Raw genomic sequence first — 14,063 nt, 5'->3', positions numbered from 1 at the left:
TTATATGAATATATTAATACTTGATTCTTGGTTACGGGATTATCTAATTACCAACGCCAAAGCGCAGGATATCGCAAGATGCCTGTCTTTGTGTGGACCATCGGTCGAGCGTATCAATAAAATTAACATTGGCGGTAAAGTAGATTACGTTTACGACATCGAAGTTACAACTAATAGGGTTGATATGATGAGCGTTTGGGGCATAGCCCGAGAAGCAAGTGTAATTTTGCCCGAGTTCGGTTTCAAGGCAAAGTTAAAAAAACCCGCACTTCAAAAGTACGCTAAATTAACAAAACCGCTACCTTTAAAAATTTCCATTAATCCTGCATTAACCCACCGCGTTATGGGTATTGTGATTGATAACATAAAAAACAGAGAAACGCCAAAGTGGATGAAAGACCGACTTACGGCAAGTGGTTTTAGAAGCTTGGGAGCACTTGTTGATATAACAAACTACGTCATGACCGAGATAGGTCATCCCACGCATGTCTTTGATTATGATCTCATCACGACAAAACAGTTTGTACTTCGAGAATCCAAAAAAAATGAAAGAATCGTCAGTCTTGAAAACAAAGAATACAAATTACCGGGAGGGGACATCGTAATCGACGATTCAACGGGGCAAATCATTGATTTACCCGGAATCATCGGAACTAAAAATTCAGTTGTAAACGCTACCACCAAACGTGTTCTTTTATTTATGGAAACAAACGATCCGGTTCGGATACGCAAAACTTCAATGACACTTGGAATCCGTACTGTTGCCGCTACTCTTAACGAGAAGGGGGTTGATCCTACGCTTTCAGACTATGCATTAAGTTTGGGTGTGTCATTATTTCAAAAAATTTGCCATGCGAGTGTTGCAAGTAACGTTATTGATAAGTACCCGAAGAAACAAAAACAAAATATCGTGAAGATAACTCATGCAAAAATTGAAAAATTAATCGGGACACATATAGACAAAAAACGTGTAATAACTATTCTTTCAAGCTTAGGGTTTGGCATGAAGGCAACAAAAGAAGGCTATGAAGTTTCGACACCATCATGGCGAAACCGCGATATAACTATTGCCGAAGATATCGTAGAAGAAGTGGTCAGAATTTTTGGTTATCACAATGTACCTTGCACAAAACTTTCGGGCGAAATTCCTGATAAACCGACTGATATGCCATTTAAATTTGAGATGGCGGTCAAAAGTATTCTCAAGGAATTGGGTGCAAATGAAGTTTACACATTTTCACTCGTTTCCAAGACAATGACTGTGGGGAATGAACTGAAATTGTCCAATCCTCTGGGATCCGATCATTCATTTCTCAGGGTATCTCTGTTACCGAGTCTGAGAAAAGCGGCTGATGTAAATGTAGCGCAAGAATCAAACTTTCTACTTTTTGAGGTCGCAAATATTTACATCCCGTCGAAGGGAAATCTTCCTCAAGAAAAAATGACCTTGGGTGGGATTTTCGTTAAGACGGACTATGAAAAAGCCAAAGGTGTCATCGAAACTTTACTTGATAAACTCAATATTCCTTACGTTTTTCATCCAACAGATGCACATGGCTTTAAAGCAGGGCAACGCCTGCAAGTTCTCACAAACCGTAAATACATAGGATTTTTCGGAGTCCTCATGGATAATAGTATTTACTTTGAATTCGACATGTCACTTTTAAAGAAGTTTAGTAGAAATGCTACATACAAACCTATTCCGCAATTTCCGGCGCATATCGAAGACATCACCAGTATTGTTCCCAAAAATACTTATATCGGTGATTTAATGGATGGAATCAAACACGCCAGTAATCAAATAACCAAAATTCAATTAATTGATACGTATAACGATGCTTTTACTTTCCGTATTTGGTATCAAGATTGTAACAAAACTCTCTCTGATGAGGATGTCAGAAAGATACGCCAGGAAGTTGTTAAATATTTATCGGCAAAACACCATGTAACCGTCAAAGAATAGACTCCCGATAAATGTAATCAATTTTTCGTCTTCGGGTATTGTCGTTTACCGAATTTAATCAAATGAAGTCTGTTTAATTAGTAGTTCTTTGGTCACCTGTCTAACACCTGTCATTGACGAATCTAGGGAGCAAATTAACTTCACAAGATTTATAAGTTAATGAAAATTGCACAAATAAATCTCACCAAGTAGTGTTAATCCGGTGTTATACTCGGAGCACTAGTCGGACTCGGGGTTGGAGTTTGATAATCCCAAGTTGTATTGACACCAATTCGCACCACCCGGTCACCCTGGTTGCCTTTTTCATCTCGCACAACAGCTTTCAGCTCATGTTTACCGTCTTGTAAATTTAAAGTAAGTGTGTACGGTGCTTGGGTAAACGTTTTTTCTTTCGTTCCATCGACATATACAGCAACCTCAGTTAAATTATTTGTACTCTCGGCTTTTATTTTTACTTGTAAGGCATTTGGGTGATTTGATGTCTGATCCTGCGGGTTGTCAAAAGATACCCCGACCGGCGAACCGCTTTGACAATAATCGGTGGGCGGTTTGTAACGTGCGTCTTCCTGCGTCTGTATCCAAGTTAATATACCTTCTTGCCATTTATTTATTCCTCCAGGAGCTGAAGTCGGATCTTCTTCCTTGAATACAAAAAATTCCTTTTCTTCATAATTACCACTTGAAATATCCGATGGGCTAGCCAACTTTCCATCAGTTTTACACACTTTCAGCTTCGTATGCACCGGATCATCACCGGGTTCAGTTCCTTTTACAAAGTACTCAATTCTGGATGAATAACCATCGTGAGACGCATAACCAGAAACACTGTCTACTGATTTTGTTACCACACCATCGGGCACTTCAAAACCTTGCGCCGGTCTTTGACTCAATGCCTCAAGGATGATTCTTCTCCAAATTGGTGTTGCTCCAGACACACCTGAGGCAACATTTTTCATCTGCGAATTATCGTTATTTCCCACCCATACTCCCGTCAAGGCACCGGGTGTTCCACCAATCGCCCAATTATCCCGTTTATCATTTGTTGTACCTGTTTTTACGGCTACTTGTCGTCCTGAAATATTTAAAAGTGAATTCGATCCGAAAACCGCTTCTCTTGACTGATTGTCGGAAAGAATATGCGAAATAATGTAGGCAACTTCTTCACTGATTACTTGCTTACCTTTTTCCGGTTTATTTTCTTCAAGGATGTTTCCGTCACCGTCTTCAACTTTGAGAATGGCTACGGGTTCCACCGCAAATCCTTTGTTCATGAAAGCAGAATAAGCACCTGTTAATTCTAAAAGTTTTACTTCACCGCCGCCCAGTGTCAACGAGAGACCGACTCTACTCAAAGTCTCTTTGTTTGGTTCAAAAGATGAAATTCCCAATTTATACGCCGTATCCAACACATCATTGATTCCAACAAGCGCAAGTAATTTCACTGCGGGAACGTTAATAGAATTTGCCAAAGCGTACCTTAATTGTATCGGACCGCGGTATTCACCGTCGTAATTGACAGGGATGTAGGGAGGTTGACCTTCACCACCCGGAAATTCTGTTGGTACATCCATAAGCATCGTAGACGCGGTGTAACCCTTCTCAAGCGCAGTTGCGTAGGTTATCGGTTTTATTGCCGATCCCGGTTGTCGAAGGCGAGTCGTAACATTTACCTGACCATCATAATCGGCTGCGGCAAAATCTTTTGATCCCACCATCACCAATATTTCTCCCGTTTGCGGATCCAAAACCACAGCCGCACCGTTTCCGATATTTTGGCTTTCCACTTTTTCAATTTCCTCAGTTACAATCGTCTGCGCTTTTTCCTGCAGATCGATATCAAGAGTAGTCGTAACTTTCAAACCTCCTTGCTCAACGGCAGATTGTCCGTATCTTTCCTCCAAAATTTCTTGGACATATTGCACAAAATGCGGTGCTTTAAAACTAGCACCCCGTGGCTGAAATTCAATATCGCCCAGTTGTTCTTTGACTTCTTCCTCCTGCTCTTTTGTAATATAACCATCTTCACGCATTCTCCTTAACACATCTTGAGTGCGTCCGATATACGCATCTGGACTTGAAGAATACGGTGAATACAAAGACGGCCGTTGTGGTAAACCAGCCAGTATTGCCGATTCTGTTAACGACAACTCTTTTGCATCTTTACCAAAATACGCTTGCGCAGCAGCTTGAACTCCCCACGCAGTACCTCCATAGGGTACTTCATTTAAATAAAGTGTTAGTATTTCATCTTTGCTGTATGCACGTTCTATTTGAATCGCTAAAATAAACTCCTTAATTTTTCTAAATACACTACGTTCCGGTGACAACAATGCATTTTTTACCAATTGTTGTGTCAATGTCGATCCCCCCTGCGCTCTTCCTCGTGTAAAAATTCTAGTTACACCTCGTGCCATACCAAAAATATCAAACCCTTGGTGATGATAAAAATTTTTATCTTCGATAGCAACCGTAGCTTGTTTTAAGTAATCGGGAATATCCTCAAGATTTACATGGGTTCTGTTTTGATCGACATAAATGTCGTACAGCACCTGACCATCCCGGGCGAGTATTTTTGTGGAAAATCCTTCACGTCTTATTATTTTATCTGGGGAAGGGAGATTAAAAGCAAAAAGCGGGATAAGTACAAAAATTGCCAGAAATCCAAGAATTACACTAACAAAACCAAACTTTGCAATTCGCACCAGCCATTTACTGGATACAAGCGAGCGTATATTTGATTTATCGGCCAATTGCCGCCTGGCAAGTCTTTCATACTTTCTTTTTCTTCTGTAGACTTTCTTCCACTTTGCCATATCTAGTATTGTAGCAAAAATATCAAATTTTAATAAAACTTAAAATATGAGCTCGAATTAATTTGTAGTATTTCTTAAGTAATAACGCGATATATTGTGTGATTGGAGATTTGTCTTATACCAAAGGCGTAATAAAGGTATCATAAACTTTAGTCCGCGATGTATCATTAACCTCATAATATCAACTATCATCCAAAAACTTACGTTTGTGATAAAATCAATTTATGCATAATGATATTGAAGATATTTTAACCCGCGGAGTTGCCAATATCGTGCCGGATAAAAAACATTTGGCGAAATTACTCACGTCTAAAAAAATTACTATATATGCCGGTTTTGATGCCACCGCACCGAGATTACATCTTGGCCATACGGTTCCTTTCAGAAAATTGCAGCGCTTTGCCAAACTGGGGCATAAAGTCATATTTCTTATCGGCGACTTCACCACCTTAGTGGGGGATAATTCTGACAAAGAAACCGAGCGGCCGATATTAACCAGTGAAGAAATTAAAAACAATTGGAAGGATTTTAAAAAACAAGCTTCAAAAATTCTGGATTTCTCACTGATTGAAGTCAAAAAGAATAGCGACTGGCTGTCAAAACTAACCTTTAGTGATGTCGTTAAAATAACGCAGCAATTTTCCGTCGGCGATTTTATAGGACGTGAATTGGTCAGGAAAAGACTATATTCAGGTGGAAGGGTCGGTCTTCACGAAATGCTTTATCCTATTATGCAGGGCTATGATCACTATTATCTGGATGCCGACTTACAAATCGGTGCAACCGAGCAAACCTTTAATCTTCAAGCAGGACGCACTTTACAAAAATACTATCGAGCAAAGGAAAGTTACTTTATGACACTTGATATTTTGGAGGGGACAGATGGCAAAAAAATGAGTAAAAGCGTCGGCAACTGCATCTGGCTGATGGATGATCCAAGCGACATGTATGGGAAGGTTATGAATATTTCCGACTCACTCATTGAATCGTATTTTATACTTGCAACCGATACACCAACCGAAGTCGTCAAAACAATCATTGGTGATCTTAAATCTGGCAAGGTTCACCCGATGGAAACCAAAAAACTATTAGCTCATACAATTGTCACCGAGCTTCACGACACAACCAAGGCGAATCAAGCTCAAGAAGCGTTTAAAAAAACTTTCCAGGATAAAAAACCCGATTTCACAAAAAACGTTAAAAACGAAGGAACTCTCGCAAAAACCATTGCGCCCTTTACATCTTTGGCAAGTGTCTCGGAGTCAAAGAGGCAGATTACCCAAGGCGCGGTAAGCGTAAACGAACAAGTTATCCGCGATCCACATTATAAAACCTCAAGCGGTCAAAATATCAAACTAGGTAAGAAAATATTTTTAAAGGTTGTATAGTCATGACAAAAAAGCAAAAAAAAATAGTTACAACATTCGTACTGGTTGTTGCTTCATTAATGCTTCTTCTTACTACGTTCCTTCCATTCTTTTTTTATCTCTAGTTCCAAGATGTTATAGTAAAGGCATATGGACTTGATCACCAGTGTGTCACATATCCCGTCAATCGGCCCCTCATACACTAAAAAGTTAGAAAAATTGGGAATATTTAACATACACGACTTTCTATATCATGTACCACACCGGTATTATGATTTTTCAAAAACAACACTAATTGCCAATTCCCAAGTGGGGGAAACTGTCACTATTAAAGCTAAGGTACAAGACATCGTCTCAACGTACACAAAAAAAAGAAAGCAAATGCAATTAATCTCTGTTAGCGATAAAAGCGGATCGCTCAACGTCGTTTGGTTCAATCAGAGATATATTCTATCAACACTTAAAAAGGATGTTGAGGTCTATCTCTCGGGTGAAATAAAGTGGTTTGGACGGCAAAAAGCTATGATGTCGCCGGTTTACGAATTGGTTAAATCAGCCACGGGTCTCCATACGGGAAGACTTGTCCCGGTATACAACGAAACAAAAGGTCTTACGTCAAAATGGTTCAGGGCAAGAATCGCATCACTCCTTACTCTTATGGAAGATATGCAGGAAATACTCCCCGACGATGATTTAAAACACTATGACTTACTTTCGTTAACCGATGCGTTACGCCTTATTCACTTTCCCGACACACTACAAAACGCCAAAAAGGCTCGTTATCGACTTGCATTTAACGAACTCTTATCTATCCAATTGTCGTCACTTTACAAAAAACGCACATGGGAAAAAACCAATCAGGCACACGCACTGGCGATAACACAAAACACATTAAATAGATATATCAATTCATTACCTTTTGAGCTTACGTCATCTCAAAAAAAAGTTATCGACGAAATAATTGTAGATTTAAAAAAACCTCATCCCATGAATCGCTTACTTGAAGGTGACGTTGGGTCGGGTAAAACCGTTGTCGCGGCGCTTGCCTGCTATATAGCCTACGCTAACACATACCGCGCTGTGGTTATGGCACCGACACAAATACTGGCAAAGCAACATTATCAAACATTAACTCAGCTGTTGCAACCTCTGGGAGTAAGTGTTGGTTTGATAACTGCGAATATGAAAAAAGGTGGTAATGACTGCGATGTTGTTGTTGGAACTCATGCTCTACTGGGGAAAGAGGATCATTTCGATAAGGTCGCTGTTGTGATAATTGACGAACAACACCGTTTCGGAGTAAACCAACGTAAATACCTTGTTAAAAAAACCCAAAACGGTTTTTACGCTCCCGATGTTTTGACAATGACTGCAACTCCAATTCCGAGAACCATTGCCTTAACACTTTATGGAGATCTTGATCTTTCCACTCTTGATGAATTACCTGCAGGGCGACGAAAAATTACCACTTGGATAGTACCCGAAGACAAACGCAGTAGTGCCTATACATGGGTAGATAATGAAATCGAGACGAAAAATATCCAAGCATTTGTCGTTTGTCCGTTAATTGAGGAGAGTGAATCCAGTATTATGAAAGAGGTTAAAGCAGTTACCGTCGAATACGAGAAGATTGTGAAGTCGTTCCCCAAACGTCGCATCGCCCTCTTACATGGAAAATTAAAGGCACAAGTCAAAGAAGATGTAATCTCCATGTTCAGAGATAAAAAATACGATATTCTTGTTACGACACCGATAATCGAAGTTGGCATTGATGTTGCCAATGCAACAATTATGATAATTGAGGCGGCTGACAGATTTGGACTCGCACAGCTTCATCAATTACGAGGAAGGGTAGGCAGGAGCACTAAAAAATCATATTGTCTTTTATTCGCACATGCAAAATCAGATAAATCCGACAAACGCTTAACCGCACTCACCCAAAACAAAACCGGTTTTGAACTTGCCGAGATCGATCTTTCAATTAGGGGGCCAGGGGAAATTTTTGGGACTAAACAAAGCGGTTTCGATGAGTTAAAAATTGCATCCTGGACTGATATTGAAATTATCAAAAAAACAAAAAAACTCGCCCTTTACGCTTTGGAAAACGAGGACACGTATGATGCTCTGATAAAATATATGCACAACAGTCAGCAATATTAGTAACCCGAAATCGATGTCTACTTTCGTCAATTTACACTTATCCGATTGCCTACAAAGAAAACTTGGGTTACAATACATCTATGGCTGTACCAAAGAAAAAACATTCTCGCAGCAGGAGTAACACACGCAGAAATGCACAGCGTAAAAACCGTGCAGAAAAAACTTTACAAAAAGCTGTTACATCCTACAATAAATCAAAGGCAAGATGAAAACTTCCAAAGATCCACGACACAAACAACGCGTTGACGTGGTTAAGCAATTGTTTGCGCAGAGTTTCACCCAACAGCCACACTCCGAAAAATTGGTGGATAAGATATTGGAAAATCAACACGTACTTGATGCCAAAATATCCCAAGCTGCACCAGCTTGGCCACTTGATAAGCTTAATAGGGTTGACCTGGTAATATTAAGGCTTGCTGTTTATGAATTGGATTTCACTTCAACACCCCCCAAAGTAATAATCGATGAAGCCGTCGAACTTGCCAAACAATTCGGAAGTGAAAAATCACCCTCGTTTATAAACGGCGTTTTGGGTACTATATACCACAAGGAGGAATAATGGACAAATCGCGAAAAATATCACTTTTATTTAAAGATGCAAACTGGTTAACGCTCGCTCTCACCCACAAGTCTTGGGTAAATGAGCATCCGGATCAACGATCATCAAATGAGCGACTTGAATTTTTAGGCGATGCCGTACTTGAATTTATCGTTTCCAAAGAACTGTTTAAATTACTTCCTGACAAGGAAGAGGGTTATTTAACCGCGCTCCGTGCTAATTTGGTCAATACGGTTAATCTGGCACATGTCGCCGGAAAAATGGATATTGGGAAACTTCTTTATTTATCCAAAGGCGAGGAGGATGGTGGTGGAAGAAGCAATACTTCCTTACTCGCCAACACAGTGGAAGCTTTAATCGGCGCTATTTTTATGGACAGTGGTATTACGAAAGCCGAAGAATTCATTCAAAAATATTTGTTGGTAGATCTTGATAAGAAAATTAAAGAACCGCTTAAAGATGCTAAAAGCAGATTACAAGAATACGTCCAAGCAAAAGGATTCCAAGCTCCCAAATACAAGGTAGAGAAAGAAATTGGACCCGATCACGACAAAATATTTTACATTTCGGTTTTAGTTGACGGTAAACGATGGGGGAAAGGGGAAGGGAAAAACAAAGCTGAAGCGGCACAAGCAGCAGCTGAGAATGCCATCGACAACAATATCAAGGATTAGGAAATACATCATTTTTATATCCCACACTTGAGGCTTTGGTTAAACTATAGTAAAATTGTCCCAGACTTAAATTTAATTATGATCAAAATTCGCTTAGCAAGATTTGGAGCAAGAAACAAACCCTTTTACAGGGTCGTGGTCACAGACTCAAAACGTAAAATTACAGGTAAACCGCTTGAGGTATTGGGTTTCTGGAATCCCAAATCACAAGAAAAAAGCATTGACAAGAAAAAACTAGATGCTTGGGTCAAAAAAGGTGCGCAAATAACGGCTACGCTAAAGAAATTAATATAAAACATGAAAGAGCTTCTTCATTACATTTTAACGGGAATTCTTGGTAATGATAATTTCGAAATTCGTGAAGTCGAAAATGAAAATAATCGTCTCGAGCTTACTATCGTTGCAGACAAAGAAAATATGGGGCTAATTATCGGCAAAGGTGGTTCGACAATTAAAGCTATCCGCAATCTTCTCCGCGTTAAAAGCACGCTTGACAAAACTTCGGTGTACGTATTGGTCGAAGAAAAAATTGATTAATCGCTCACTACTTCATTGTTATAGCTGCATTATGGTCTTCAATGTGTGCTCCTCCAGGTACAAAATTGTTCGGTATGTCTATAAAGTTAATATTGATAAAAATAATTGAAGAGTCAAAGTTCGCACTAAAAGGGAGTTGTTCTTTCAACTGGCTCCGCGGGATTTAAGACTGTAAAGGCGGGTACCGTGAGGTTTGACAATCGCGTAAGCAATTCTTGGTCTGACGTTGTCAACTTAATAATCGGGTCGGAAATTGGCGGCAATGTTTCGGGAAAATCCGACCAATATACATAAATTTCAGATTCGACGATGTAATTACCTAATTTATTTCCGTTAATATCTATTTTCTCGGTCGTCGACAAAGGTGACAAGGTTTTCAACTCTTTGAAAAAAGCAATCACAGAATTTAGGTCTGAAGATTCAAATACGAAAACAATTTTTGCCCTCGACATACCACCGGCGTATTCCGACTCTTTCTCTAGCTGGATGTCGGTAACCGACAACGAATATTTTGCGGACATGCTTTTTAGTTGTGTCACCATAAACAAACCCGGATTCTCTTTTGGCATTGCGATCAAAGTCCGGTTAGACGCATCTAGACTTTCAATCTGGACGGATGAGAGTTCGTCGTTTTTGGACAATAAAACATTTTCCTCGATACGTGATTGCTTGAGATTGTCGTATTGCTTGGTAATTCGAGTCACGGAAAAAAACCCCGCAAGCAATAAAAGTCCGCTAACTGTGATAGAAAAACCTATCGGCACAGCTAATGCTTTTATATTTTGATTTGACCGCATGCTGACAGAACCCAATATCATATAATTAATTGATTAACACAAAACCCAATTTATAAGCATCTTTATTGCTAAATTCTATCGATTTAAGTTGAACGATTCTGAAGCGTCCCGTTGATTCAATCAATTGAACCAACTCTCCGACGGTTTTTGACTCGGGTACGCTAAAAACAATCTCGGTACGTTGAGGAAAAACTTCGGATTGGACAATCGTAACTCCGGAAGGTACCGACGTTATTAATCCTTCAATTTCTTCTATCTGCTTGCTGGCGGTTTCTTCGGAGATCACCGTTGACGATTTGTCAATCCGGTCTTTAATTAAGATAAGTTTTTGCTCAGTTGTTTCCAGAGAAGATATTGATGCTTTTAAATTTTCCTTATTGGTGTTGGTTTCATTAATCTTTCGGGTAATTAGCTCAAACGACGCAATCGAAACAATGATAAGGATGACTAGACAAGCAGTGAGAAATGTGACAAAACGCACCAGTTTTTCCGAGACTTTCGCAACCTGCGGATCTGGACCTAAATCGGTGGGTAGTAAATTTATATTTGCCATAAGGTATTAATTATCGCATTGCCAAACCCGTGGCTACTGCATAAAGTGGTGCATAACCCGAAAGCGATTTAGCCGCATTGGGATCAACATTTACTTTCAAAAATGGATTACCCACCACAACTTCAATACCGAGAATCTTTGTAAAGTAAGACGCAACCTCGGGCATACCGGCAGTACCACCGGAGAGCATTACACTTTGTGGCGATTCACCCTTGGCATCGGTTTTGTAAAATTGAATAGCTTTTTTCATCTCGTCTGCAACGGTTCTAAAAATCGGATCAAGCGCGTTTCTGATTTTTCCTTCCAATTGATTATTTGACAATCCATAAGCTCTTTTGTATTCTTCCGCCTGTTTTGCTTCAACTCCGAGGCTTTGCGACACAGCCCTCGTGAATGCTTCACCCGCAGTGGGAATTGATCTAGAAAATATAAGTTGATAGTTTTTTGCGATCGCAATATCCGTCGACCGCGCCCCAAAATCAACAAGCATGATCGTCCTCGTATCCGTCGTTAAAGCTCTCACCAAAGACATCAACTCCGTTTCAACAAAAACAAGTTTTAAACCTGCGGATTCAACAACCTTGGCATATTTCACAACCAATGCTTTCGGTGCGGCAACAAGAAGAACAATCGTACTCGGTGGCGACGTATTCTCGTTTCTCTCAATTACCATATGCTGAATTATTGCTTCCTCTTTGGGTATTGGGATATATTGTTCCGCTTCCCATTTGACAGCAGAAGCGATTTCGGAATCAGTAAGAAGGGGAAATCTTACCGTTCTCATATAAACCTGCGGCTCGGGAAGGGCTATGGCGACTTCCTTTGTAGAAATTTTAGCTTCTTTATGTAATTTTTTAATCGCAGCACCAAGTACCTGAAGCTCCTTGTCGGATTTCATGTGTTCGATGGTTTCTCCCATATAACCGACTATTCCGGATGCCCTAAGTTTAAATTTAGATCCATCCTTTGATAGCTCTACTATCTTTAATGTTTTACTTCCTATGTCTAGTCCGACGCTCATTATTTGCTTATATCACTTTTACTATAAATAGCTGTGTCAAAAATTCCGGGAACTTCACCATATGTTTGCTGTACGTTTATCTTTCGTGATGCTTCACCTGAAACCCCCGTTGAGTTAATCGTAACACCTTGAGCAGGTAAAGTGCTAGCCCCTACCACATTCAGTCCAACTTTGTTGGGTTGGGTATTGTAAAGCGATCTAACAGTTGCCATAAGTAAACAGCCCTCGTTTGCCGCAGGGTTGCATGTTACTTGATCGTTTGCCATTATTTGTGGTATTCGATATCTTAATTCACTTAATCCACTTACGTTGCAGGGTTGTGTGGCAGCTGTAAAATTATTATTGGTTGTTCTCGCATTCAAAGAATCAAATGCATATCTTGCAGTTTTAACGCCTGAAAAGTCTCCTGTATTTACTCCTTTAGCTAATGGATCACCAGCATTGCTATCATAGTATATCGTCACTTCAATTGCCGGATTACTAGCGTATGTGACATTATCGTCACCGAAACAAAATCGTATGTTATTAGTCTTCGTGCACGGATGATCTCCATCGCAAATTAAATCACCATCTTCGGCTTGCGAAACAAACCAAAAAGTTGCCACCTCTCCCGACATAAGACTATCAGGGTAAATATAAGAAGACCCCGCCTCAGAATTTTCGATGTTTACATTGTAATTTGCCTGGTTAGCAAGCGTCCCCGTGGCAATCCCTTGTTTCAGTAGTGCCTGCTCTACACCAAGTTCGGCTGCATTAAAGGCTCTCACTGAATCTTCTTCTAACCCGGTTGTTTGGATATCAGTTACACTTTTGGATGCAGTTGAAAGCACTATCGTCAAAGTACCGGCTAAAATAAGCAGAATTATGAGTAATGCCTGCCCAGAAGTATTGCTGTATTTTTGTCGTCCAAACCCTCCCTGCATACAAGATACACGGTGTTTAAAGAACTTGGACAGGTTTTTCATACACTTCAAGTTTATAACTAAACTTTCGTAAATTGCAACCTATAAAGCATTTATGTAAGAGCAATAACTACACACTGTTTATACTTAAATATGAAGGTTTTAATTCTTGATAGATTAGATAAAAATAATTAATAAGACCTTAAAACAATGTTAACAACACTCGAAACAACGGATGTGCTGTTGGCAGAATTTCTCGCCGTCAAAGCAACTTGGACAGCCGGAGGATTTGTTCCAATTGACGGTGTACAAATAAATATCGCGGGTACGGTTGGGAAGTTGCAATTAATAAGCGTATTTGCAGAATTTATCCTGGTACCATCTAGTCGAATTTCACCATTTGTACTATTAACGCAAGCAATAGTAGCCGGATTGCCGTCTGCGTTGGTGTAAGATAATTGAATCGGATTTGAAGCGGTACAGTCGATACTTTTGGCGTTTCTTAACTGTCTGTTGATCACATTCAAAACAAAATCGACATCTTCACGTACGGTAGACATCTCCTCACTTTTGGTTGTACTTCTTAGACTAACAGTAACAATTTGTGTACCGACAACCGACAAGATCGCAAATATCGTAACAACAATCAAAAGTTCTACCAAAGAAAAACCTTTAATTTTGGTTGGGGTTATTGTTTGATTTTTTAGCATGATTTAA

13 protein-coding genes are annotated in these 14,063 nt (G+C 39.7%); 7 read left to right on the top strand and 6 right to left on the bottom strand.

The annotated features are described in order from the left end of the window. Positions 1 to 4: 4 nt before the first annotated feature. The gene (pheT, locus tag IPM62_03005; GenBank protein ID QQS39556.1) at positions 5 to 1,963 is read left to right on the top strand and encodes a phenylalanine--tRNA ligase subunit beta; all 1,959 of its coding nucleotides are present in this window, start codon (positions 5 to 7) and stop codon (positions 1,961 to 1,963) included. Between the two features lie 194 nt (positions 1,964 to 2,157). Here pheT and IPM62_03000 read toward each other — a convergent pair whose 3' ends face one another. Next, positions 2,158 to 4,776: a PBP1A family penicillin-binding protein gene (locus tag IPM62_03000; protein QQS39555.1), complete on the bottom strand. Its 2,619-nt coding sequence runs from the start codon at positions 4,774 to 4,776 to the stop codon at positions 2,158 to 2,160. A 224-nt stretch (positions 4,777 to 5,000) separates the two neighbouring features. Between IPM62_03000 and tyrS the strand changes: the two genes are divergently transcribed. The 6 genes from tyrS to IPM62_02970 all read left to right on the top strand — a co-directional run bounded on the left by tyrS (position 5,001) and on the right by IPM62_02970 (position 10,073). Further along, positions 5,001 to 6,164 (top strand): tyrosine--tRNA ligase, encoded by a 1,164-nt coding sequence (gene tyrS / locus IPM62_02995; GenBank protein QQS39554.1) that lies wholly within the window; start codon positions 5,001 to 5,003, stop codon positions 6,162 to 6,164. Between the two features lie 129 nt (positions 6,165 to 6,293). Beyond that, positions 6,294 to 8,303 carry an ATP-dependent DNA helicase RecG gene (recG, locus tag IPM62_02990; protein QQS39553.1) on the top strand — a complete coding sequence of 670 codons (2,010 nt, stop codon included), beginning with the start codon at positions 6,294 to 6,296 and terminating at the stop codon, positions 8,301 to 8,303. A gap of 205 nt (positions 8,304 to 8,508) precedes the next feature. After that, complete coding sequence (gene nusB / locus IPM62_02985; GenBank protein ID QQS39552.1) at positions 8,509 to 8,862, top strand: transcription antitermination factor NusB; 354 nt, start codon at positions 8,509 to 8,511, stop codon at positions 8,860 to 8,862. Further along, a complete protein-coding gene (rnc, locus tag IPM62_02980) occupies positions 8,862 to 9,536 on the top strand; it encodes a ribonuclease III (GenBank protein QQS39551.1) in 675 nt (224 codons plus the stop codon). The genes nusB and rnc overlap by 1 nt, the downstream gene beginning before the upstream one ends. A 78-nt stretch (positions 9,537 to 9,614) precedes the next feature. Beyond that, positions 9,615 to 9,830: a 30S ribosomal protein S16 gene (gene rpsP, locus IPM62_02975; GenBank protein QQS39550.1), complete on the top strand. Its 216-nt coding sequence runs from the start codon at positions 9,615 to 9,617 to the stop codon at positions 9,828 to 9,830. Positions 9,831 to 9,833: 3 nt separating this feature from the next. Then, the gene (locus IPM62_02970; protein ID QQS39549.1) at positions 9,834 to 10,073 is read left to right on the top strand and encodes a KH domain-containing protein; all 240 of its coding nucleotides are present in this window, start codon (positions 9,834 to 9,836) and stop codon (positions 10,071 to 10,073) included. Between the two features lie 125 nt (positions 10,074 to 10,198). Here the strand turns inward: IPM62_02970 and IPM62_02965 are convergent, their stop codons facing one another. The 5 genes from IPM62_02965 to IPM62_02945 all read right to left on the bottom strand — a co-directional run bounded on the left by IPM62_02965 (position 10,199) and on the right by IPM62_02945 (position 14,056). After that, positions 10,199 to 10,870, bottom strand: coding sequence for a hypothetical protein (locus IPM62_02965; GenBank protein ID QQS39548.1), 672 nt, complete (start codon positions 10,868 to 10,870; stop codon positions 10,199 to 10,201). Positions 10,871 to 10,895: 25 nt separating this feature from the next. Continuing rightward, entirely contained in the window at positions 10,896 to 11,423 is a 528-nt protein-coding gene (locus tag IPM62_02960; GenBank protein QQS39547.1) for a hypothetical protein, read from the bottom strand. Between the two features lie 10 nt (positions 11,424 to 11,433). After that, entirely contained in the window at positions 11,434 to 12,444 is a 1,011-nt protein-coding gene (pilM, locus tag IPM62_02955) for a type IV pilus assembly protein PilM (protein ID QQS39546.1), read from the bottom strand. After that, positions 12,444 to 13,409 (bottom strand): hypothetical protein, encoded by a 966-nt coding sequence (locus IPM62_02950; GenBank protein ID QQS39545.1) that lies wholly within the window; start codon positions 13,407 to 13,409, stop codon positions 12,444 to 12,446. The genes pilM and IPM62_02950 overlap by 1 nt, the downstream gene beginning before the upstream one ends. A gap of 128 nt (positions 13,410 to 13,537) precedes the next feature. Next, positions 13,538 to 14,056, bottom strand: coding sequence for a prepilin-type N-terminal cleavage/methylation domain-containing protein (locus IPM62_02945; protein ID QQS39544.1), 519 nt, complete (start codon positions 14,054 to 14,056; stop codon positions 13,538 to 13,540). Positions 14,057 to 14,063: the final 7 nt, after the last annotated feature.

It is taken from the genome of Candidatus Woesebacteria bacterium, from assembly GCA_016700095.1.
Taxonomy (GTDB): domain Bacteria; phylum Patescibacteriota; class Microgenomatia; order UBA8517; family UBA8517.
Note: the sequence above shows the minus strand (reverse complement) of the source record. Positions and strands in the feature narration are given on the sequence as shown.

What these genes read in the sequence shown, in the direction of transcription:
- rnc (QQS39551.1), top strand. Translation starts at nt 8,862, where the DNA reads ATGGACAAATCGCGAAAAATATCACTTTTATTTAAAGATGCAAACTGG.
- tyrS (QQS39554.1), top strand. Translation starts at nt 5,001, where the DNA reads ATGCATAATGATATTGAAGATATTTTAACCCGCGGAGTTGCCAATATC.
- IPM62_02960 (QQS39547.1), bottom strand. Translation starts at nt 11,423, where the DNA reads ATGGCAAATATAAATTTACTACCCACCGATTTAGGTCCAGATCCGCAG.
- nusB (QQS39552.1), top strand. Translation starts at nt 8,509, where the DNA reads ATGAAAACTTCCAAAGATCCACGACACAAACAACGCGTTGACGTGGTT.
- pilM (QQS39546.1), bottom strand. Translation starts at nt 12,444, where the DNA reads ATGAGCGTCGGACTAGACATAGGAAGTAAAACATTAAAGATAGTAGAG.
- IPM62_02945 (QQS39544.1), bottom strand. Translation starts at nt 14,056, where the DNA reads ATGCTAAAAAATCAAACAATAACCCCAACCAAAATTAAAGGTTTTTCT.
- IPM62_02965 (QQS39548.1), bottom strand. Translation starts at nt 10,870, where the DNA reads ATGCGGTCAAATCAAAATATAAAAGCATTAGCTGTGCCGATAGGTTTT.
- IPM62_02970 (QQS39549.1), top strand. Translation starts at nt 9,834, where the DNA reads ATGAAAGAGCTTCTTCATTACATTTTAACGGGAATTCTTGGTAATGAT.
- recG (QQS39553.1), top strand. Translation starts at nt 6,294, where the DNA reads ATGGACTTGATCACCAGTGTGTCACATATCCCGTCAATCGGCCCCTCA.
- pheT (QQS39556.1), top strand. Translation starts at nt 5, where the DNA reads ATGAATATATTAATACTTGATTCTTGGTTACGGGATTATCTAATTACC.
- rpsP (QQS39550.1), top strand. Translation starts at nt 9,615, where the DNA reads ATGATCAAAATTCGCTTAGCAAGATTTGGAGCAAGAAACAAACCCTTT.
- IPM62_03000 (QQS39555.1), bottom strand. Translation starts at nt 4,776, where the DNA reads ATGGCAAAGTGGAAGAAAGTCTACAGAAGAAAAAGAAAGTATGAAAGA.
- IPM62_02950 (QQS39545.1), bottom strand. Translation starts at nt 13,409, where the DNA reads ATGAAAAACCTGTCCAAGTTCTTTAAACACCGTGTATCTTGTATGCAG.